This is a genomic window from Gabonia massiliensis, from assembly GCF_001403595.1.
GTDB lineage: Bacteria > Bacteroidota > Bacteroidia > Bacteroidales > Coprobacteraceae > Coprobacter > Coprobacter secundus.
In genome coordinates, this window is record NZ_LN877938.1 from 177310 (window position 1) to 202000 (window position 24691).

General features: G+C 37.9%; 14 protein-coding genes. 5 read left to right on the plus strand and 9 right to left on the minus strand.

Annotation, left to right across the window (positions count from 1 at the left end; translation table 11 throughout):
- Positions 1-184: 184 nt before the first annotated feature.
- From BN2628_RS02935 to BN2628_RS02945, 3 genes are all read right to left on the minus strand, one after another.
- Complete coding sequence (locus BN2628_RS02935) at positions 185-652, minus strand: toxin-antitoxin system YwqK family antitoxin (RefSeq protein WP_044228977.1); 468 nt, start codon at positions 650-652, stop codon at positions 185-187.
- A 71-nt stretch (positions 653-723) separates the two neighbouring features.
- The gene (locus BN2628_RS02940) at positions 724-2091 is read right to left on the minus strand and encodes a hypothetical protein (RefSeq protein ID WP_044228865.1); all 1368 of its coding nucleotides are present in this window, start codon (positions 2089-2091) and stop codon (positions 724-726) included.
- 34 nt (positions 2092-2125) lie between these two features.
- Positions 2126-4909, minus strand: coding sequence for a TonB-dependent receptor (locus BN2628_RS02945; protein WP_055095979.1), 2784 nt, complete (start codon positions 4907-4909; stop codon positions 2126-2128).
- A 318-nt stretch (positions 4910-5227) separates the two neighbouring features.
- Between BN2628_RS02945 and BN2628_RS02950 the strand changes: the two genes are divergently transcribed.
- From BN2628_RS02950 to BN2628_RS02960, 3 genes are read left to right on the plus strand one after another with little or no spacing between them, the layout of a single operon-like run.
- On the plus strand, positions 5228-6400 hold the full coding sequence (locus tag BN2628_RS02950) for an efflux RND transporter periplasmic adaptor subunit (protein WP_044228860.1): 1173 nt from the start codon (positions 5228-5230) through the stop codon (positions 6398-6400).
- Positions 6401-6444: 44 nt separating this feature from the next.
- Entirely contained in the window at positions 6445-9621 is a 3177-nt protein-coding gene (locus BN2628_RS02955) for an efflux RND transporter permease subunit (RefSeq protein ID WP_055095981.1), read from the plus strand.
- Positions 9622-9628: 7 nt separating this feature from the next.
- Positions 9629-10999 (plus strand): efflux transporter outer membrane subunit, encoded by a 1371-nt coding sequence (locus tag BN2628_RS02960; protein WP_055096288.1) that lies wholly within the window; start codon positions 9629-9631, stop codon positions 10997-10999.
- A 339-nt stretch (positions 11000-11338) separates the two neighbouring features.
- Here the strand turns inward: BN2628_RS02960 and BN2628_RS02965 are convergent, their stop codons facing one another.
- Complete coding sequence (locus BN2628_RS02965) at positions 11339-12184, minus strand: helix-turn-helix domain-containing protein (protein WP_021930169.1); 846 nt, start codon at positions 12182-12184, stop codon at positions 11339-11341.
- A gap of 402 nt (positions 12185-12586) precedes the next feature.
- On the opposite strand from BN2628_RS02965, the gene BN2628_RS17710 reads away from it, so the two are divergent.
- Complete coding sequence (locus tag BN2628_RS17710; protein ID WP_317614737.1) at positions 12587-12817, plus strand: hypothetical protein; 231 nt, start codon at positions 12587-12589, stop codon at positions 12815-12817.
- Positions 12818-12942: 125 nt separating this feature from the next.
- A complete protein-coding gene (locus tag BN2628_RS02975) occupies positions 12943-14298 on the plus strand; it encodes an MATE family efflux transporter (protein ID WP_055095984.1) in 1356 nt (451 codons plus the stop codon).
- 21 nt (positions 14299-14319) lie between these two features.
- On the opposite strand, the gene BN2628_RS17745 is transcribed toward BN2628_RS02975, so the two are convergent.
- From BN2628_RS17745 to gltB, 5 genes are all read right to left on the minus strand, one after another.
- Entirely contained in the window at positions 14320-14475 is a 156-nt protein-coding gene (locus BN2628_RS17745; protein WP_082430121.1) for a helix-turn-helix domain-containing protein, read from the minus strand.
- A gap of 269 nt (positions 14476-14744) precedes the next feature.
- The gene (gene glmS / locus BN2628_RS02980) at positions 14745-16592 is read right to left on the minus strand and encodes a glutamine--fructose-6-phosphate transaminase (isomerizing) (protein WP_021930165.1); all 1848 of its coding nucleotides are present in this window, start codon (positions 16590-16592) and stop codon (positions 14745-14747) included.
- A gap of 20 nt (positions 16593-16612) precedes the next feature.
- Positions 16613-18499, minus strand: a complete 1887-nt coding sequence (locus tag BN2628_RS02985; RefSeq protein WP_021930164.1) for an amidophosphoribosyltransferase — start codon at positions 18497-18499, stop codon at positions 16613-16615.
- 152 nt (positions 18500-18651) lie between these two features.
- A complete protein-coding gene (locus BN2628_RS02990; RefSeq protein WP_021930163.1) occupies positions 18652-20073 on the minus strand; it encodes a glutamate synthase subunit beta in 1422 nt (473 codons plus the stop codon).
- A 35-nt stretch (positions 20074-20108) separates the two neighbouring features.
- Positions 20109-24617: a glutamate synthase large subunit gene (gltB, locus tag BN2628_RS02995; RefSeq protein WP_021930162.1), complete on the minus strand. Its 4509-nt coding sequence runs from the start codon at positions 24615-24617 to the stop codon at positions 20109-20111.
- Positions 24618-24691: the final 74 nt, after the last annotated feature.

Below are 24691 nucleotides of genomic sequence, written 5' to 3' on the forward strand. Positions count from 1 at the left end.
TCTTTTTAATGAATAACATTGCATTTAAAAAACAATGTGTTCGGAGATCAATTGGTATTAAATTCTACAATTTATAAAGATTGTATTATTTAGAAAGTATTTTTACAAATACAAAATAATAAAATCTCTATTACGATTTTATTACAGTGGATTTAAAAATTGATTATGTTATTAAATATCTTTGTTAATATTTTTTTTCCGATATTAATTTCCCTCTTTCATTCCACATATACCAAAAACCAGTTTTACGTCCTTCTTTATATCTCATTTCATATCTTAATATTCCGTTATCATCCCAAATACGCCATATCCCATTTTTTTTACCTTTGTTATAATGGGCTTCAGCAATTAGAATTCCATTTTTGTCGTATGTTCTCCAAGTTCCATGAAATTTTCCTTCATAATACGAACGGACTTCTTCTATTTTTCCACTTTCAAAGTATACAACATATATGCCATCAGGCAATCCATTTTTAATAAACATTTCCAATTTCAACGCTCCTGAAGGATATATCTCTGTATATGGCCCTGTATATAAAGTACTTTGTGTATTATCTGTATAATAATATCCATTGTGTAATACCAGTTGTTGCGAAAATATCTGATATGAATATAACAGAAGGAACAATATAAATGTCAATTTTTTTGTCATTCTTATAAAATTTAATACCCTCATGTATTTATACATGAAGGTATATTTTAGTTTAATTACATGAAGATAAATCAATATTCGGTATTTTGAGGATCAAAATTGGTCCACCCAGCCGTCCAGTCGTTAATTCCATCAAAGGCTCCTTTATAGCTAACCTTATCAAACCCTTCTACTAATTCAGGGTCGTCAAAAGATGCGTTTCCAATCTTTGTCTTATCTACCGACATAAAATCTGCATTTTGAGTAATTATTTCATTAGAGGAGTCATACATAGTGTTCCCCAAAGATGCAGTTTCGAAATATTTTTGACTGGTTACATCCATGAAGTTTTTCCACATTCCAGCAAAAATACAATTCTTCACTGTTGCCCCGGTATTTGCATTTTGTAAATATAAACCATAAGGCCAGCCTGTAAATATTGAATTATATACTTTTAATGACGAATTACGTCGTATATGCATAGCAGCTTGGAACTGACCACCCTTAGCTCCATTGACATTATCCGTAGTATTATACAATATATCATTTTCTGTTTTTGATGAAGAGTTTCCATAAAATGGGCCTATAAGTGTCACATTAGAGAATACAGGAGTAGTCAGTGGCATATTAGTAGAACCTGAAGCATCATTATCTGACTCAAATCCATTAGACTTTGATGTATCTGCAAATTTTGGATCGCGTATACCCAATAAAAATTGTAATTTACCACTGAAGCCATTATCTGTATCAAACTCATCATCCCATCCCTTATAAGCAATAAGATATTTACAATTTACGTTACCACCAAACCATTCATATGAATCATCTCCACAATAAGAGACCTGTATATGATCTATAATTGTGTTTTTTCCTACTGCTCCCAGTGTAAGGCCATTAATTTCCTGGTTAGGGCGCAATGGGTATCCAGGGAACTCGATACGCACATATTGTAATGTGCCAGAATTATCTTCATCATTAGTTCCTCCGTAAATTGTACGAGGTCCTCCCTCTATTTGCGGTCTGTTTGAATTGACACGAGCATTTCCACAAAGGATAAGGCCTCCCCAATCTCCATAATTTCTCTGTCCAGCAGGTTGATCAGAAGTGAATACAATGGGTTTATCGACTGTACCCTTAGCTATGATTTTAGAACCCGGTTCAATAATTAATGCGCCTTTTGTAGCTTTTTCTCCTTTAATTACAGTACCTGCAGGAATAGTCAAAACCGAGGGATTATTTACGTCAGGCGTATACACATAAACAAAGCCTCTCAAAAGATAGACTTTATTGGCATCTAAAGTTTTTTCTCCAATAATTTCTCCTTCGAGAATCTCATCATAATGAGTAGAGCCGATTGCCGGTTGAGGCTCATCGTTATTGTCATCGTTGCTACAAGATGTAAATAACATCGATAAAAAAATCACGGCTATCGAAGCCAATTGAAAAAAAATCTTTTTCATAAAAAACTAATTTGATTAATAATATATTGGGTTATTAAAACTTCACAGATACACCTAAATTGATTTGCATTCCGGGACGATATGATTTTACAAGTTGCTCAACAGTATGGGTACTTTCCTCTTCCGTAATTTTCAAAAATTGTTTATATACGATTTTTGTGTTTAATAAATCAACTATACCTCCTTTAATTTCAACATATTTTCCTATTTTTTTCGATATAGAAAAATCTAACATATTACGAGGCATCTCATAAACATCAGGAATATCATCATTCGGATTTTGTTTAGGTATGCCTACAGTCTCGATACGTTTGCCTATTACATTATAAAGTATTGATGCGGACCATCCAGCTTTATCGTTTTGATAAAACATTCCTGTATTTATAAGGTAAGGAGATTGTCCTTGCATAGGACGGTTACGTTCAAAAGCCCCTTTTGGGAAATAGATGCGACTATATATATAGGCTCCATTGAAAATAAAATTGAAATCTTTCATTCCTAAAAAGGAAAGATTCTTTTTTACATCAAGTTCAATCCCGTAACATACTGCACGGTCGGCATTGTGATAAGTATACTGAACACCCGAGCCGGCTTCATGATATGTCTGTTCTATTGGGTTTTTGAAATCTTTGTAAAACAGTCCGAATGAAACAGTTTCTCCTGCTGTAGGGTAAAATTCATATCTTAAATCATAATTATTAATGTATGCTTTTTTTAGGTCAATATTACCTGAAATATTGGCAAATACATCAAAATTGTAATAGACATAAGGGACAATTTCTCTAAATTCGGGCCGGTTAACTGACCGTCCGTAGGCTACACGAAACAGATTTTTATCAGTCAAATGATATGCTATATTTACAGAAGGAAAAATATCTATATTTTTTTGGTCTATATTCACAGGAGTAAGTCCGTCTGTACTGTAACCATCTATTTTGAGATTATAGTATTCAGCTCGAATTCCAATATTAGTATTCAACTTATCCGAGTAATTGAAGTCTGCAGAAACATATGCTGCTCCCAAAAGATTGTCAGATGTATAGGAATCACATTTCTCTGTTTTATCGATCAGATATATACGATCTTTACCAATATTATTTTCATCAAAGAGATTAGAATAATCCCAATCTGTATAACGAGAATAGCCATCGCCCAAAAGATTATACTGAAATTGGCGTGCATTGAATTTTCGTCCTTTGTATTCACCGTAAATGCCGGTTTTCAACACCGAAGAAAAATATTCAGATGTATTAAATCTATGCTCATAATTAGCTGACAATGAAAAAGAATTATCATGGAGTTTTTGATAATATTTTTTTGCATCATCTACGTAATAACGATTTATTTCTCGATTCTCATTCAATTTAGAATTGATAACTCTCCTATCCGGTTCATTATATCCAGCATAAGCGTATCCGATAACCCATGCCATTTTATTTGTATTTTCTTTTAGCTTATGTTCTCCACTAAGTTGAGAAGAATATGTTGTCCGTGCTGTGTAAAAAGATTCCCAATAACGTACAGCTATATCAGAATAATAGTCATGTCCCTCTCTTTGGGTTAAAGCAGTAGTTCCACGCTGATTGAAGAAATTGCGAAACTCAAACTTGTTCTTATCCGAAAATAATAGCCAGTTGAATAAAGCTCCTAATTTGGTTGTATTTTTATAAACATCGTCAATATATTTATTATCATACTGGGATGCACCATCTCGATAAGACTGATAACGGTTGTTCTGCATATTGTTATATGCATTATAACCGGTACTGTAATTTACCGCTGAAATATTACTCAGTTTCCAATTCTCTAACTCAAATTTGTGTTGTAAAGAAAAACTAAGTTTCTGGTCAGGTATAGCTGTAAAGGAGTTGATTCCCCATTTGCCATTAATCCTTTTTGTAAAATCTACAGCATCTTGTATCGGAACAACTCTTAAATCAGAAGGTGTGTTGGTTGGTAAACTTCTTTTTCCTGCACCAAATCCAATATAATCACATTTATATCCGTCAAGCAATCTTATATTAGAGAATGTAGTTCCTGTGATAAATGATGTACCATATTGAAATGAAACCTGATTATCGACCGGTGTATTCTGTGTAAGAATGCTTACAAAACCACCGGTAAAGTCTGCTGGCAACTCTGCTGACATGGACTTATATACCATCATATTATCTATTAATGAGGACGGAAGGACATCAAAAGAAAAAGCTCGGCTATCGGCCTCACTGGATGGAGTAGTTGCATTATTTAGCCATACATTGTTATATCGTTGGGCTAATCCTCTGATAATGACAAATCGATCATCTACTATTGTAATGCCCGGTATGCGACGCAAAACTTCAGAAGCATCACTATCTTGCGTTTTAGATATCTGCTGATGAGATATACCACTCATTACCGGTAATGAATTTTTTACTGTATTCAACACTGATAAATCGGTATTCAACCTCCGTTGAGCCATTACAACAACACCTTGCAAATCAAGAGAGGCATCTTCCATTTCTATATCCAAAAGAATTTTTTTGCCTTTCTCTACTTTTATATTATTTAGAGTAACGGTTTTGTATGATATATAACGCACTGTAATTGTATATATCCCTGGTTTAATATTATCAATACTATATTCTCCGTTGAGATTTGCAGCAGTACCATATGGCGAGTTATCCAATTGAACTGTTGCTCCCATAAGGGGTTCTTTTGTTTTCTTATCTGTAATTACACCATTGACACTGCCTCTTTCAATATTAACAGCAATTGAGGAATAAGAAATTAATATATACAAAATGCAATGGATAATTCTTTTTAATTCTTTTTTCATATAACTCACATATATTTTGCACTGCAAAATTGAGAGTTAATAATTACAAAAAAAGAACAACGGCTATACAAATTCAATACATATTTATTACAAAAGTGAAACATATATTTATATTATAATACATCTTTCAATGTAGATTTTTTCTACAAAATTCCCCAAATATTTCTACATTTGCAGCCGATTTTGTTTCATAAACATTTATTAATAGGTAGTTGTTTATCAGTAAACTATAATCAATAACACATAACTGGCATATATTTTGTATAACTGTCAGCATATGAAAGAATAGTATTCACTTTAACCAGAGTAAAAAATTTTATGAAAAAAAACAAAGTAACACTAATCATTATTGCCATAATTCTATTAGCGGGGTTGATAATATGGTATATCTTGCATAATAAAAAAGAAGAAGATATACGTCCTGTCGTCGAGATAGAAAAAGTAACAACTGATGATGTAAGAATCTACGGAGAATACGTCGGTCGTATCCGTGCCCAGCAGTTTGTTGAAGTTCGAGCCCGTGTAGAAGGATATCTTGAAAAAATGCTCTTTGATGAGGGTTCGGTAGTGGAAAAAGGACAACCATTATTTATAATAAATTCTGCTCTGTACAAAGCTAAAGTAGATAAAGCTAAAGCTCAATTAAAAAAGGACGAAGCACAAGAAGCTAAAGCCCAAAGAGATGTTGAGCGTTTAAAGCCTCTATATGAACAAAATGCTGCCAGTCAGCTTGATTTGGATAATGCTATTGCTGCCTACGAAAGTGCCCAAGCTAATGTTGCTATGAGCCAGGCAGATTTGGCTCAAGCAGAATTGGAACTGGACTATACTACAGTACGTTCGCCATTTTCTGGGCGTATCAGTGAAAGAAATGCCGATATAGGGACTCTGTTAGGGCCGAACGGAAAGTCATTATTGGCAACAGTTGTAAAAAGCGATACGGTTCTTGTAGATTTCAGTATGACAGCTTTAGATTATCTTCGTAGTCAACAAAGAAATGTACGATTGGGAGAACAAGATACTACCCGTTCTTGGCAACCTAATGTTACCATCACACTTGCCGATAATTCTGTTTATCCTTTTACCGGATTAGTAGATTTCGCAGAACCTCAAGTAGACCCTAAAACTGGGACATTCTCAGTTCGGGCTGAGTTACCTAACCCCAAACAGCAATTATTACCTGGACAGTTTACTAAAGTAAAGCTCTTGCTCGATATACAAGAAAATGCAGTCGTTGTGCCCAGAAAAGCAGTTTCCATTGAGAAAGGTGGTGCTTACATTTGGGTTATGCGTTCAGATGAAACTGTTGAAAAACGATTTATAGAACTTGGTTCTGAGCTTGATAATCGTATAGTTGTTGAACGTGGTTTGGGCAAAAAAGATATTATTGTTACGGAAGGATATCATAAATTATCTCCAGGAATAAAAGTTCATCCCATAAAAGCTGAGAGCAAAAAAGGTATGTCAGATTCAGAGGGTAAAAAGCAATAAAGTCGAATGTATTATCATTCATCCACCTAAATAAAAATATAGAAATGAAACCAGGATTCTTCATAGACAGGCCCGTATTCTCTATCGTTCTTTCCATACTTATTGTTATAATAGGGATAATCGGGCTTATTATGCTTCCCATAGACCAATATCCACAAATTACACCTCCTGTAGTTAAAGTGAGTGCCTCTTATCCTGGAGCCAGTGCATTGACTGTATCCCAGGCAGTAGCCACTCCTATAGAACAAGAATTGAACGGAACTCCTGGAATGATTTATATGGAATCAAACAGTTCCAATTCCGGAAGTTTTTCTGCTACAATAACTTTCGATATCTCGTCAAATCCAGACTTAGCTGCAGTTGAAGTGCAAAATCGAATAAAATTAGCAGAAAACCGTTTACCCGCAGAAGTTATACAAAACGGTATATCAATAGAAAAACAAGCTCCGAGTCAATTAATGACTATTAGTTTAAGTTCTTCTGACCCTCGTTTTGACGAAATATATTTAAGCAATTTTGCAACGATCAATGTTTTAGATGTTATTCGGCGTATACCTGGTGTCGGAAGAGTATCAAATGTTGGCAGCCGTTATTATGGAATGAATATCTGGGTCCAACCGGATAAATTGGCCAACTTCGGATTGACAGTAAAAGATTTACAAGATGCACTGAAAGACCAAAATCGAGAATCTGCAGCTGGTATATTAGGGCAACAGCCGATAACAAACTTAGACATAACTATTCCTATTACTACTCGTGGAAGACTATCTACCGTCTCCGAATTTGAAGAAATTGTATTAAGAGCAAATTCTGATGGTTCCATTATCCGTTTAAAAGATGTGGCAAGAGTTTCACTGGAGGCCTCCTCTTATAATACAGAAAGTGGGATGAATGGGGAAAATGCAGCTATTTTAGCCATCTATATGCTTCCTGGGGCTAATGCAATTAAAGTTGCAGAAGAAGTAAAAAATGCAATGGATGAAATCAGTAAAAATTTTCCAGAAGGTATAACTTATGACATTCCGTTCGATATAACGACATATATATCAGAATCGATTCACGAAGTATATAAAACTTTGTTTGAGGCTCTTTTTCTTGTAGTCTTGGTTGTTTTCTTTTCTCTTCAAAGCTGGAGATCGACATTAATACCTATCATTGCTGTACCTATATCTTTAATTGGGACGTTTGGTATAATGCTTATTTTCGGATTTTCACTTAACATGCTTACCCTACTGGGGTTGGTATTGGCAATTGGTATTGTCGTGGATGATGCTATTGTTGTGGTAGAGAATGTAGAACGATTGATGGAGGAAGAGCATCTCAGTGCCTATGCAGCGACACATAAAGCGATGGAGGGATTAACAAGTGCCCTAATAGCAACATCTTTGGTTTTAGCGGCCGTATTTGTTCCTGTTAGTTTTTTAGGTGGAATCACAGGCCAATTGTATCGTCAATTCACCATCACAATCGTAGTATCGGTACTTATATCGACAGTTGTAGCCTTAACGCTTAGTCCTGTCATGTGTTCTTTATTATTAAAACCGGTTGATATACGGAAAAAGAAAGTTCGGATATTCCGTATTATCAATTATTATATAAACCGATGGAATGCAAAGTATTTAAGTATTATAGGTCTTTCTATACATCATCCTAAGCGAGTATTATCCATGTTTGGTTTTGCTGTTATTATCATATTGATTTTAAATAGAATTATACCTACAGGATTTATTCCAGAAGAGGACCAAGGATATTTCAAAGTGGAACTTGAACTGCCAGAAGGCGCGACACTTGAGCGAACCAGAGTTGTAACCAATCGTGCTGTAGAGTGGTTAAAAGCACAGCCAGGAATAGAATATATACAAAATGTTACCGGTTCAAGTCCTCGTGTAGGAAGTAATCAAGCAAGGGCTGAATTAACAGTAATTTTGAAGCCATGGGAAGAACGGGAAGATGAAAACATTACTTTGGAAGAACTTATGGATGCAACATATAAAGAATTTGAAACATATCCTGAATGTAAAGTGTTTTTAAGTAAACCGCCTGTAATACCGGGGTTAGGTAGTGCTGGAGGTTTTGAAATGCAGCTCGAAGCAAAAGGGGACGCAAGTTATGACGATTTGGTAAATGCATCTGACACATTACTATATTATGCCTCGAAACATCCAGGTATTTCCGGTATTTCATCTTCTTTACAAGGAGAAATACCTCAATTATATTTCGATGTAGATCGTGATAAAGTAAAATTATTGGGTATCCCGCTTGCTGATGTTTTTTCAACAATGAAAGCATATACGGGCTCTGTGTACGTAAATGACTTCAATATGTTCAATCGTATCTATAAAGTATACATACAAGGGGAAGCTCCCTATCGGGCACATAAGGAAAATTTAAATTTATTTTTTGTCAAGGCTCAAGACGGAACAATGGTACCGTTGACATCCTTAGGTGCAACTGATTATACTACAGGTCCCGGTAACATGAAACGGTTCAATATGTTCAATACAGCTGTAATACGGGGTACTGCCGCTAATGGGTATAGTTCTGGTGAAGCGATGACCATAATGGAGGAGATTGCAGAAAGACATTTACCTTCAAATATGGGTGTAGAATGGAGTGGTTTGTCCTATCAGGAAAAACATGCAGGAGGACAGACCGGCATTATTATGGCTCTAGTGTTCCTCTTTGTATTTCTGTTTTTGGCAGCTTTATATGAAAGTTGGCTCGTTCCTGTTGCTGTCCTCCTCTCTCTTCCTATTGCCGTATTAGGAGCTTATGTAGGTATTGGAGTTTGTGGACTCGAAAATAATATCTATTTTCAAATCGGACTGGTCACACTTATCGGACTGGCAGCAAAGAATGCAATTTTAATTGTGGAGTTTGCAAAAATTCAAGTTGATAAGGGTATTACACCAGAACGAGCAGCCTTTCATGCTTCACAGTTAAGATTCAGGCCTATTCTTATGACATCACTTGCCTTTGTTTTAGGTATGCTCCCTATGGTATTGGCTTCCGGACCAGGCTCTGTAAGTCGGCAGGCAATAGGAACAGGTGTATTTTTTGGTATGATATTGGCAACCACTATCGGTATTGTCATGGTACCGTTCTTCTTTGTAATGATTTATAAAATAAAACGGAAGGTAAGTTTTTTGACTCCACAACGGATTGAAAATGAGGTAAAGAAGGTAAAAAAAATTAGATTGAAACGAAATGCAGAAAAATAAAATTCGTATGAGAAACAAATATATAATAGGATTGTTTTCTATAGCTTGTATATTTTCTTCTTGTAAGATAGGGAAAAAATATACCCGTCCGGAGCTGAATCTACCCGATAAAATTATAGCGACACAAACTGATTCTCTAACTATTGCAGATGAAAGTTGGTGGACAATTTACTCCGATACCATATTACAAAATTTAATTAAACGTGCTCTTGAATATAATAAGGATATGCTTACTGCTGCATCTCGGGTAAAAGAGATGGCCGAACGAAAAAGGATATCTTTCTCAAAGTTATTTCCAGAATTGGGAATTAACATCCATGGAGAGAGAGAAACTTTTAATTTAGGCAAGGATAATGCAAAAAATGATGATACTTTCGAGGCTAAAGGTATCCTTTCTTGGGAACTTGATTTATGGGGTAATTTACGTTGGTCGAGAGTTGCTGATATTGCAGAATATTTAGAATCTGTGGAAGCTCAAAGAGCTTTGCAAATGACATTAGTGAGCGAAGTAGCTCAAACATATTTCGAATTAATTGCTTTAGAACAGGAGCTTCATATTGTAAACCAGACAGTAGAAGCCCGAAAAGAGGGTGTGCGATTAGCAAAATTGAGATTCAATGGTGGCCTGACATCTGAAACAGCTTATCAGCAATCGGAAGTGGAATTGGCCAAGACGCAGACATTAATACCTGAATTAGAACGAGATATAAGATTAAAACGAAATGATCTTGCCTTTTTGACCGGGGATTATCCTCATGAAATAGAGACCGGAAAATTGATGCAAATGCAACAATTACCTTTAGAAATACCGGTAGGATTACCTTCTACCCTTCTCCAACGTAGACCTGATATACGTCAAGCAGAACAAAGACTTATTGCAGCGAATGCTAATGTAGGAGTTGCTTTTACCGATATGTTTCCTCGTATAGCTTTAACAGGAAAGTTCGGATTGGAGAGTGAAGCTTTAAGCGATTTTCTAAAATCTCCATATGGTTTTATTAGTGCAGATTTACTTTCTCCATTATTTGCTTTTGGAAAAAATCGGGCTAACTGGAAAGCTTCAAAGGCTGCTTATGAACAAGAAGTATACCAATATGAAAAAAGTGTTTTACAAGCCTTTAAGGAGGTAGACAATTCATTAATGAACTATCAGAAAATGAAAGATGTCTATAAAACTCAATATAATTTAGAACAAGCAGCATATAGTTATCTAAGATTAGCGAATCTGCAATATATAAATGGCATCATTAGTTATATAGATGTATTAGATGCTCAGCGTGCATATTTTTCAGCACAAACAGAATTAAACAATGCTATTCGGGATGAGCTGATTTCTATGGTACAATTATATAAGGCTCTTGGTGGTGGTTGGCAATAATAATCTGAAAATCTCTCCTTTTTATCTTCAATAATTTACAAATATAAAAAATCGACGTGGGAACAGAAAAATGTAGAGACTAAAATAGGTTGTTATAAACAATAATATCTTCGCTAATGTATTAGTTTGCTGCGAATCCCTTGTAGAGTGTAATTAAAAAAATAACTGAAGAAGATAAAAATAAATATATGAGATGACCTAGAACCTGCGAATGGATGTTCTGATACGACAGTTGGGGCAACAAGTTATATAATCCTCAAAAAACACAGTAGAATTTGGTTTACATTTTTGTAAGATATAATTACAAGTTAGGGATAATTTTATAATTTAAATACGATATTATTCCCTTATTTTCGGAACTGCGTTTCCATTCCGAAATTCTAGTGGAGAACAACCAATTTTGCAGCGGAAGAATCGGCACATGTAGGATGTGTCCTCGAAATTTAACCGCTCGGCGATTTCAGAGACGGGCAGTCGGGTATCTGTGAGATAGCTTTTTATCTCAACAAGAAGTTGCTGTTCTATCAAGGCTTTGGGAGACATTCCGTATGCACGGTGGCAGACCTTGTTCAGGTAGTCAGGAGTGATATGCAGCGCATTCGAGTAAAACTTGACAGCTCGTTCACGGAACGAATGCTTCGTCAGGAGCGACCAAAAACGGCAGGTAATATCCCACGCCCTGTCTTTCCGTGTCATAGTCTTGTTTTTGAGTGCTTTATCAAGTTCTTTGTCAATGGCGAAGAACAGATTGTAAACGTTGTTGTTCAGCAGCGTAATGCGGTCTGGGTCGGTGAACTTCGCCAATATCCAATCCATTTGCTCCATCCATCCCATTACGAGGCTTCGTTGTTGTGGTGACAATCTCAATATAGGAACATGATGAAGGTAATCCCACATGGAAGCGCTGGTTATCTTATAATAAGCAGCCTCAATCATGGTTTCCGATAAGGCGACGTAACGCGAGGAAAAACCGCTTGAAACTTCCGATACTGAAAACCATACATCGGGGGTCAGTACCGCCATATTTCCCTGTCGGAAAATCATTTTCTGCATATTTACGGATACGGACGCTCTTCCACCTGTACAGAAGAGAAACACACAGCCGTCGGTCTTTATGGCGCGTCCGACGCTTTTCCTCCAATCGGTTGTGCCGCTTGATTCATTCGGGTAAGTTGATGTAATCATACCGCAAAATTAGCTAAAATAGGGCTGTAATGGAAGCTATTGTATTGAAAAGTTCCATAAAACACCGAAAAATCACCTAAACCGTTCCAAGATAAATCTCTAAATTTGCATTCGCTAAATTTAGAGATAAATATTGTGTTGGAAAATGATGCGTAAACTATTTCATAACATACATTTATGGTTCTCCATTTCGTTTGGATTGCTCATAACACTCGTGTGTTTTTTGGGGCCATGCTTGGTTTTCGAGGACAATATAAAACAAATTATCCATAAAGAAACTTACCATATCGGACACAATGAATCTTTGCCTATAGGACAGTTGCTTGAAAAAATATCCGTAGCCTTATTGGACAGTGTGAAAATTACAGGAGTCACAATCCCTTCCGAAAATGAAGGGACTATATGGTCAGCTTGTCGCAGCCTCATCGTGCCGCGGTATATGTCAATCCTTATACGAGAGAAATAATGGGACGTAACAAACAATTCGGATTTGCCTTGCATTGGACAGTTATGCTTTTGACGGCATGGGCGGAGAGATTACCGGCTTTAGTTTGCATAAGGGTATCGACTGGGAAACGAAAGTATGGGACTGGACTTACTCCGTTCATGTTGGTAGTTGAGGAGGTATATTGACCAAATTCCTCATGTTCATAGCCGCTATACTTGGAGCGATACTTCCTCTGACCGGTTATTATTTGTGGATAAAACGATTGAGAAGCAAACGTAACTGATAATGATTTTAATGAAAAACAAGTTATATGGAAAATAGAAATTTGGATCGGGATAAACTTGATTTTGCAAAAGGCGAAATCGGCCCGTTGTTCCGGGCTTTGTTTTTCCCGACGCTTGTCGGGATGATTTTCAACTCGGCCTTGACGCTCATCGATGGGATTTTTGTTGGTCAGGGTGTCGGAGCCGAAGGTATCGCGGCAGTAAATATCGTCGCACCGATCTTTATGGTCGCTACCGGTATCGGACTAATGTTCGGTATCGGCTCTTCGGTGGTAGCAAGCATCCGGCTGTCGGAAAACAAGGTGAAAGCTGCCCGTATCATCATGACACAGGCCTTCATCGTGGGGTTGGTGCTTGTCGGGATTATCTGTGTCGGAAGTATGGTATTCCCCCGGCAGGTCGTTCACCTGCTTGGATGCAGCCCGCTGCTTGAACTGAAAGCTGTAAGCTACCTACTTTGGCTGCTACCGGGGCTTCCGTTCCTTTTCATCGAGTGCGTGGGCATGATGCTCATTCGTCTGGACGGGTCGCCGAAGTATGCCATGTCTGTGCAGATCGTGGCAGCGGTCGTTAATATCGTGCTCGACTGGTACATGGTATTCCCTCTAGACTGGGGTGTGATGGGGGCTGCATTGGCTACCTCGATAGCTTGTGCTACCGGAGGGATGATGGTCTTGGTCTATTTCCTTTGTTTCCCGAATAAGCTGAGGTTTTACCCGTTAAAATGGTCGCTGACCTCGCTTTTGTTGACTTTGCGCAATACGGGATATATGGCACGCATTGGTTTTGCCACTTTTCTGACCGAACTGGCCATGAGCGTCATGATGCTCACGGGTAACTACATGTTCATCTCTCTGCTCGGTGAGGACGGTGTCGCCGCATTCGCCATTGCTTGCTATCTTTTCCCGGTGGTCTTCTCTATTAGCAATGCCGTCGCACAGTCGGCACAGCCGATTATCAGCTACAACTACGGAGCGCATCTGACGGAACGTATCAGCCGGACTCTGCGCGTATCGCTTTTTACCGCTATTGTCTGTGGTTTGTCGGTAATGGTGTGCCTATGGTTAGGTGCGACGGGAATTGTGCGCCTGTTTCTCGACCCACAGGAAAACGCTTACGGTCTGGCTGTTGAGGGCTTGCCGCTCTTTGCCATGTGTGCCGTGTTTTTTGCGGTCAATATCGCCTTTATCGGCTATTACCAAAGCATAGAGAAAGCAATGGTGTCCACCGTTTATACCCTGCTGCGTGGAATATTCTTTCTCGTACCGTGCTTTATCCTATTGCCCTGTCTGATTGGTGTTCCGGGTTTATGGCTCGCCATTCCCGCTGCAGAGCTGCTGACCTGCATCGTTATTTCTGTCCGATATGTCCGGAGGGAATAACGATGTAAAGAAGGGATATATTCAGTTGATTGCCTTGTATTCGTTCGGTGAAATGCCTATTTCCTTCTTGAATAGCCGACTGAAGTATTTCGGATATTCGAACCCTAATTTATAAGTAATCTGGCTCACGGTTTTGTCACCTTGATGGAGTTTGTCTTTCGTATCATTTACCTCTATTACGCTATGTGTATAGGTTTGGCAAGGTTGACGAACCTATTGCAATACGATTTGCCCAGTGGGTACTGTATTAGGATTCCTTTCCCGTTATTCATTGTTCTGTGTCATCATAGACGAATTGAGATGTATCATCTGTAGGGTGTGTTAACGGTGATATATCCAACTATCGGGCATTTGCCTGATTCCTTTATTTTGCTTATGTTGAGATAGAGCAGTATACCAGATTTGCTTTTATTTATTTCATGGCATCAGTTACGAACGCTATTTTTCTATTCAACAGTTACTGACTTTGCCAGATTTCTAGGTTGATCTACATCTCTCCCTTTATTGACTGCAATGAAATAGGCCAAAAGCTGTAAAGGTATAGAAGAAACAATAGGTTCAAATTCCTCTATCGTCTTAGGTACTTCAATACACACATCAGCTATATCCTTGACTACAGTGTCACCTTCTGTTACAATAGCAATTATTTTCCCTTTTCGGGCTTTAATTTCTTGAATATTACTAATCGTTTTTTCATAAATACGATCTGCCGTAGCTATGACAACAACAGGCATTTCTGTATCAATCAACGCAATTGGCCCGTGCTTCATTTCTGCAGCTGGATAACCTTCAGCATGTATATATGAGATTTCTTTCAGTTTCAATGCCCCCTCTAATGCTGCCGGATAATTATATCCACGTCCTAAATAGATGAAATTATGTGCGTAAGTAAATATTTTAGAGAGTTCTTTGATTTTATCAGACTGTTTCAAAACTTCGGTAAGTAATGCGGGAATATTTTTTAGAGCTTGTACCTTCTCCTCATATTTTTTATGGGGGATACTTCCCTTTTCCTTGGCAATAGTTAAAGCCAACATACTCAAAACTGTCACTTGTCCAGTAAATGCTTTGGTAGATGCGACTCCAATTTCTGGTCCCACATGAATGTATGATCCTGAGTGAGTAGCTCGAGCAATAGACGAACCGATAACATTACAGATACCGTAAATAAAGGCTCCTTTTGACTTTGCAAGTTCGACTGCGGCAAGAGTATCGGCTGTTTCTCCAGACTGAGATATGGCAATAACTACGTCGTCAGCATGTATCACCGGATTTCGATATCTAAATTCCGATGCATACTCTACTTCGACTGGAATACGGCACCAATCTTCAATCAAATATTCTCCTATTAAAGCTGCATGCCAAGAGGTACCACAGGCAACAATAATAATGCGAGAAGCTCGAACGAATTTGTCACGATTATCGATAACCCCGGACAGAACGATATTATTACCTTCAACATTGATACGGCCACGAATACAATCAAGTAATGTTTTAGGTTGTTCGTAAATTTCCTTTAACATAAAATGTGGATATCCGCCTTTTTCTAACTGACTGAGATTCATAGCCAATTTTTTTATCTGAGGAGTAATAATCACATTTTTCAAATTTATGATTTTTAGAGGTTTATCTCTTTCAATTTTAGCGATCTCTTCATCATTAAGATACACAACTTTATCTGTATATTCAATAATAGGTGTTGCATCAGATGCTAAGAAAAATTCATTATCTCCTATACCTATTACTAGTGGACTACTTTTACGAGCCGCAATTATACAATTTGGATTACCTTTTTCTATGACAGCTATCGCATATGCTCCGACAATTTGATGAAGGGTCAATTGGACAGCTGTACATAAATCTACATGATTTGTTTGTTGTATATATTCTACTAAATAGACAATTACTTCGGTATCTGTATTGCTTCTGAACGTATATCCTTTGCTTTCCAACTCGGTCCGGATAGTACTGTAGTTTTCTATAATACCGTTGTGTATCAATGCTAAATTTTCAGATTGAGAATAGTGTGGATGAGCATTTACATCATTAGGTTCTCCATGTGTAGCCCAACGCGTATGGGCAATACCTATAAATCCAGTTACATCTTTTGACTGGGCAAATCGTTCTAAGTCAGCGACTTTACCTCTCGACTTATATACATTCAATGTTTTATTATCTGCAGCTATTAATGCCAGGCCGGCACTATCATAGCCTCTGTATTCCAATCGATGTAATCCTTTTATCAATATAGGATAAGCATCCCGAGTTCCTATATATCCTACGATTCCACACATATTCAATTTTTATTTATAATTCAAGATCTCTTCTGATAGTCTCCTTCCATGAAATTAATAAATGCATTATTTACTAATCGGTTTCCTCCTGGTGTTGGATAATCTCCAGAAAAATACCAATCACCTGGATGATTCGGTATAGCCCGATGTAATCCGTCTAAAGTCTGATAAACAATTTCCACTTGGGCATTTGTACCAGTTGGCGTCAGCATTTCTGCAATTTTTAAAGAAATTTCTTCTTGAGAAAAAGGAGCATAAATATTTTTTACATAATTCACAATTTTTTCTTTAGGCAAGAATTGTTGTTTTTTCGATTTTTCATATACTTCGGTTAATAAACTTCCCATACCTTTTTCTTTCAGTAATCCTACGGCAGCTTTAAAAGCGATAAATTCGCTCATACGAGACATATCTATACCATAACAGTCCGGATAGCGTACTTGCGGAGAGGATGAAACGATTACGATTTTTCGAGGTTGTAGTCGGTCCAATATTTTAATAATACTTTGTTTCAGCGTCGTTCCTCTTACAATACTATCATCTATAACAACTAAATTATCAACCAAGGGAGTTACTGTTCCATATGTTATATCATAAACGTGTGCTGCCAAATCGTCCCGAGTTTCACCTTCTGCAATGAAGGTACGTAACTTGATATCTTTTATAGCGACTTTTTCCGAACGGACTTTCATTTTCAGAATTTGATTCAGTTCATCGCTTTTCATGTCAGGTAATTTCCTAATTTGTTCAGCTTTGTATTCATTGAGGTTGCTTTCTAACCCTTCCAGCATTCCATAAAAAGCGACTTCAGCAGTATTCGGAATAAAAGAAAAGACAGAGTGTTCTAAGTCATTATCGATATTTTTGAGTATCGGTTCTACTAATAAACGACCCAGTTCTTTCCTCTCTTTGTATATATCGACGTCACTTCCTCTTGAAAAATAAATTCGTTCAAAAGAACATGCACTGTAATTGAGTGGTGGTTGAATTTGCTCGAGAATAACTCGCCCACTTTTATTGATAATGATTCCTTCTCCAGGATGCAATTCTTTTACTTTGTCTGTAGTCAGGTTCATAACAGTCTGTATTACCGGACGTTCCGAAGCTATTACCACAATTTCGTCATCGACATAATAAAATGCAGGTCTTATACCTCTCGGGTCTCTAAAAGAAAAGGCATCACCACTTCCGGTAATACCACAAATTACATATCCTCCATCCCATATATGCGAAGCTGAACGCAAAATTGCACCTATATTTAAATTATCTTCTATCTTTTTGGTAAGTTCTATACCTCGCAGGCCTTCCTGTTTAAACTGGTCATATAAACGCTGATTTTCTATATCAAGAGCGTGTCCGATTTGTTCTAATATAATGAACGTGTCAGCGTAATTTCTGGGGTGTTGTCCTTCTGATACGATATGTTCAAAGATTTCATCAACATTGGTCATGTTGAAGTTTCCGCAAAGTGTCAAATTACGGGCTTTCCAATTATTTCGTCGTAAAAACGGATGGACATAGGATATTCCCGATTTTCCGGTCGTACTGTATCTAAGATGGCCCATATATATTTCTCCGACAAAAGGTAAATGTTGCGCTGACCATTCAGTATCAGATATATCTCCGTGAACGTTCGCCATTTGAATATGTACATTCGAAAAAACTTCCTGGATAGCACCGGTTCCCATAGCCCGTTCTCTGAAAATGTATTCTTCTGCCGGTTGGGCTTTAAGTTTAACACAAGCCAATCCAGCGCCTTCTTGCCCCCGGTTATGCTGTTTTTCCATTAACAGGTATAACTTGTTTAGACCGTATAAATATGTTCCGTATTTTTTTTGATAATACGATAACGGTTTTAGCAATCTTACCATAGCTATACCGCACTCATGCTTAATTGCTTCTGCCATTTTCTTTATTCTTGTTATAAACGTATTTCCTTGAAAAAGCACTACAAAGAGAAATGTTTCTCCTCACTTCTGAAAGAAAAATATGTTTATTTTCGTCTACATATAACATAATTTAATACCGATAAAACGACGTAGTCAATATACACGATTACTTATTTAATGTTTTTAACGTATTCGTCTATTTTCGATGCGGTCTTTCTTCCTGACGCAATAGCTTTGACTACAAGGCTGGCACCAAAAGCAGAATCTCCTGCAGCAAAGACTTTATCTACAGAGCTTTTGCCATCGACTACTTCCACATTCTTTCGAGCATCCAACTTGACCCCCAATTCTTCCAATAGACCTTCGTAAACCGGATGTACGAAACCCATAGCTAATAAAACCAAATCTGCCTCAATAATTTCAGAACGATTGGTTCGTTTCAATTGGGGATGTCCGGCCTCATCTTTTTCCCATTCGACTTCTACAACCTCTACTTTTTTTACAATCCCATTTTCACCGATAAATCGTTTGGTATCTAACAGCCAACGTCGATTGCAACCTTCTTTATGGGAACTCGAAGTTTTCAATATCATAGGATAATAAGGCCACGGTGTATCGGGATTATAATCTACGGGAGGTTTAGGCATAATTTCTATCTGGGTTACTTCCGTTGCTCCTTGCCGGATAGATGTACCGACACAGTCGGACCCGGTGTCTCCGCCTCCGATAACTAATACTTTTTTCCCTTTTGCCGAAATACGGTCTTCTTCAGGAATCGGACAACCGGCAATTACCCTATTTTGTTGCTTTAAAAGGTCCAATGCAAAATAGATACCTTTCAAATTCCGACCTTCGACTTTCAAGTCTCGGGGAACTCCTGAACCGATAGCTATGCATATTGCATCGTATTCATTCAAAAGTTTTGCAGCTTTTATTTGTTTTCCGACTTCTACTGAACATTTAAATATTATGCCTTCTTCTTTCATCAGTTTTATTCTCCGGTCGATAACCGATTTATTCAGTTTGAAATCAGGAATACCATATCGAAGTAATCCTCCGGGCTTTTCATCTTTCTCAAATACTGTTACCGTATATCCTTTTCGATTCAAGCGGTTGGCACAAGCCAATCCTGAAGGCCCCGACCCAATAACAGCAACTTTCTTGCCATTCCGAATTTTCGGCATTTGGGGTGTAATATATCCTTCTGCAAAGGCTTTTTCTATAATTGCAGCTTCATTCTCACGAATCGTCACGGGTTCACCGATTTTATTCAAGACACAACCTTTTTCGCACAAAGCCGGACACACACGGCCTGTAAATTCAGGAAAATCATCAGTAGCAACCAATAGTTTGTAGGCCTCTTTCCATTTTCCTTTGTATAGTGCATCTTGCCACTCCGGTTGTTTATTTCCCAGCGGACAACTCCAATGACAAAATGCTACTCCACACTCCATACAACGGGATGCTTGTAATTGCCGATCTTCTTCATTGAGAGTCTGTTCTACTTCCCCATAATCATATATTCGTTCATTCACGGGACGATATCCCGCTTCTTTTCTTTTTATAGTCAAGAAAGCTTTTGGGTTTCCCATATCATTTCATCCTTTAAAATAATGTATCATCTCAATTAATAATCTCTTTGTACTTCGGCTATTTTTTGTTGCAATGCCAACATTTTTTCATCGTGAAGTACTTTTTTATATTCTATCGGTATTACTTTAATAAACTGATTGACATATTCGTTCCAATTGTCGAGCATACGTTTTGCCAAGGGGCTTCGAGTATAGTCAAAATGTCGGGTAATCAGTTCGTGTAATTCCCGATTGTCGGTTGTTTCTTCGATTAAGGAAAGTTCAACCATCTCCATATTGCAGAAATAATCGAAATTTTCATCTTTATTCCATACATAAGCAATACCTCCGCTCATACCTGCAGCAAAGTTACGTCCGACCGTTCCTAATACCACGGTTCTTCCGCCAGTCATATATTCACAACAGTGGTCTCCGACTCCTTCAACAACAGCAATGGCTCCACTGTTTCTCACACAAAATCGCTCGCCTACTCGTCCGTTTATATACACTTCTCCTGAAGTAGCACCATAGAGCAAAGTGTTTCCCGCAATAATATTTTCTTCAGGAGCAAAAGACACTCCCCGAGGAGGAACAATCAGGATTTTCCCTCCGGATAGTCCTTTACCCACATAATCGTTAGCGTCACCTTCTAATCGGAAAGTTATTCCATGTGATAAGAAAGCACCGAAACTTTGTCCGGCAGAGCCTTTAAATTTGCAGTAGATAGAATCGTCAGGTAATCCCTTCTCTCCATATTTTTTGGCAATAACTCCCGACAGCATAGCCCCGACAGCACGGTCAGTATTATAAATAGGAAAGTCCAGCTCGACCGACATTTTTGACTCTATCGCCGGAGCGGTTACTTTGATAAGCATACGATCGGGGATATCGTCTATCTTATGATCTTGTTCAACAATTTTTCGGACAGCATTTACCGATGCTTCTTCCGGTTGATAAATTATTTTAGAAAAATCCAAATTTTTCGTTTTCTTGACAGATGTATCTTTTATCGTTATCAAATCCGAGCGTCCTATGATGTCTTCAAATTTTGTGAACCCCATTTCTGCCAATAATTCCCTGACTTCTTCTGCCAAAAATGTAAAGAAATTAATCAGATATTGAGAACGTCCAGTAAAGCGTTTTCTCAGTCTTTCATCTTGAGTCGCAACACCTACAGGACAAGTATTCATGTGGCACTTACGCATCATTACGCAACCTAAGACAATAAGAGCACTTGTGGCAAATCCGAATTCTTCTGCTCCGAGCAAAGCTTGGATAATTATATCGTGACCGGTTTTGAGTTGTCCGTCGACTTGTAACTTTACCTGTCCTCTCAGATTATTTATAACTAAAGTTTGTTGTGTTTCGGATAATCCTAATTCAGAAGGTAATCCTGCATGACGGATAGAACTTGTAGGACTTGCCCCTGTTCCCCCTTCACAACCGCTGATAACAATCAAATCGGCCTTTGCTTTGGCTACTCCGGCAGCAATAGTTCCTACCCCACTCTCTGATACCAATTTCACACTGATACGAGCTTGTGGATTGACATTTTTTAAATCAAAAATCAACTGCGCCAAATCCTCGATAGAATATATATCGTGATGAGGAGGTGGTGATATTAAAGATATACCCGGAATAGAATGCCGAGTCTCTGCAATAATTTTATCCACTTTAAATCCGGGTAATTGCCCTCCTTCTCCCGGTTTAGCACCTTGTGCAATCTTTATTTGTATTTCATCTGCATTGACCAAATATTCAGCCGTAACTCCAAAACGACCGGATGCCACTTGTTTTATTGCACTACGAGCAAGGCTGCCATCTTCTCTCGGGATAAAACGAGAAGGATTTTCTCCTCCCTCTCCTGTATTACTTCTACCACCGAGAGCATTCATCGCTATAGCCATAGCTTCATGCGCTTCTTTGCTAATGGAACCGAATGACATAGCTCCGGTAACAAACCTTTTAGTAATTTCCGACACTGGTTCTACGAGAGAAATATCGATAGGATTTCTTTTGAAATCCATAAAATCTCGGATAAATACAGGTTTTGGTTTATTATCTACATAGGATGTATACTCTTTAAACTTCTTATAACTACCCAGCCTTGTGGCCAATTGCAATGTAGCAATAGTTTCAGGATTCCACGCATGGTATTCTCCATCTTTACGATAAGTATATATTCCATCGTGTCTTAGAGGAGAATCTGTCTTGAAGTCAGCTGAATAAGCTGCTTGATGGGATAATAATATATCGGCTACCAATTCATTGATATCGATACCTTCTATTTTCGATACCGTACCTTTGAAATAAGTCTCTATCAATGTAGATGATAATCCTATAGCTTCGAATAATTGTGCTCCTCGATAACTGCAGATTGTCGAAATACCCATTTTCGATATAATTTTCAACAAACCTTTATCTATGGCTTTGATATAATTTTTCTCGGCTGTATGATAATCCAATTGTATTTCTTTACGTTCTACCAAATCGTTGACAACAGCAAAAGCAAGATAGGGATTTATGGCACTGGCTCCATATCCTAATAAAAGAGCAAAATGCATCACTTCTCTTGCTTCGGCTGTTTCTACAACTAATGCAATTTGTACCCTTTTTCTTTGAGATATGAGATAGTGATGAACAGCCGAAACAGCTAATAAAGACGGTATGGGGGCTGTATCTTTATCGATATTTCTGTCGCTCAATACAATATAGTTACAGTCTTCATCTACAGCTTTTTCAGCTTCATGACAAAGATTTTCTATGGCTTTTTCTAATCCCCGAGTACCTTCTTTTACAGAGAAAAGCATGGGTAATTTCCGAGTACGGAAACCTTTGTATCTTAAATTGCAAAGAATGTCAAGTTCGGTATTCGTCAATATCGGACGTTTCAGTTCGACCATTTTGCACAACTCTGGCGAGGGTTCCAGTAAATTTTGATGAATCGCCCCGATGTAGCTACTTAAAGACATTACCAGTTCTTCTCGCAGAGGATCAATCGGAGGATTCGTTACTTGGGCGAATTGTTGACGGAAATAACTGAACAATCGTTGAGGTTGGTCGGATAATACGGCCAAAGGTGTATCGTTTCCCATTGAACTAACCGGTTCTTTGGAATCAACTATCATAGGAGTCATTATTTTTTCGACATCTTCTCTATGATACCCGAATACTTGTAATAGTTGAGGATAGTCTTCTATACTATGTTTTACTGTACGTCCCGAGCTGATTTCATCCAATTTAATCCGATTTTTCGAAAGCCATTCTTTATATGGAAATGCTCCTGCCAATTCTTCTTTCAGCATCGCATCTTTATAAATTTTACCTTTTTCCATATCGATAAGCAACATCTTTCCCGGGCGTAAACGTCCTCTTTCTTTAATTTCGGCCGCTTCAAAAGCTAAAACTCCGGTCTCCGATGCTATAACCATCATATCGTTTTGGGTAATCAAATAGCGTGCTGGTCTCAAACCGTTCCTGTCGAGCATACCTCCGGCATATCGTCCGTCTGAGAAAAGTAATGTTGCGGGGCCATCCCACGGTTCCATCAAAATACTATGGTATTCATAAAAAGCTTTCAAATCTGTCGATATTGGATTTTTATCATTGAAACTTTCAGGAATCAACATCGCCAATGCTTGAGGTAAGCTCATTCCCGCCATAACAAAATATTCGAGCACATTATCCAATGAGGCACTATCACTCATATCAGGCTGTATAATTGGAGTAAGAGGTTCTTTTCCGAGATTCGACGGTTGCAGAACGCTTTCACGGGCTTCCATCCATAAACGATTGCCTCGTATAGTATTTATTTCTCCATTATGTCCCAATAGCCTAAACGGTTGTGCCAAATCCCAAGTCGGAAAAGTATTGGTACTGAAACGGGAATGCACCAATGCCATTCCCGACGTAAAATAAGGGCTTATTAAATCGGGGAAATAATAACGCAATTGTAAAGATGACAACATCCCTTTATATACGATGTTTTGAGACGAAAGACTGACAATGTAAAAGGCTCTTTTATTTTTAAAAGCCGAATCTAAGATTTGTTTTTCAATCTTTTTGCGAAGGACATATAATTTGGGTTCAAGTAAGGTATTCTCGGTTGTGTCGGTAATGAATAACTGCTTAATATCTGGTTCAGTGGCTAATGATCCGGTACCTAATACAGAACTGTTAACAGGAACGTCTCTAATTGCCAACAGGGAAAGGCCTTCTTCTGTAATGATCTTACGTATTACGTCCAACATCTCAGATTGTTCCTCAACATCTTTTGGTAAAAATACCAATCCTGTGCCATAACGACCTTTTTCGGGTACAGCGATTCCTTGTAACAGAATAAATTCGTGAGGTATCTGCACCATAATGCCGGCACCATCTCCGGTTTTCGAGTCGGCACCTTCAGCTCCGCGGTGTACCATATGCTCTAAAACCTGTAATCCTTTTTCTACAATTTGATGAGACTTAACCCCATGTATATTAACCAATAGCCCCACTCCACAAGCGTCATGCTCGTAGCTGGGGTCATATAATCCTTGTCGATGTGGTAATCTATACTGTTGCATAATTTAATAACTTGGTAAAAACGGTTACGGAACTTGAAAAGTAACGATAAGAATTTGAAAAACGTGAAACGAGA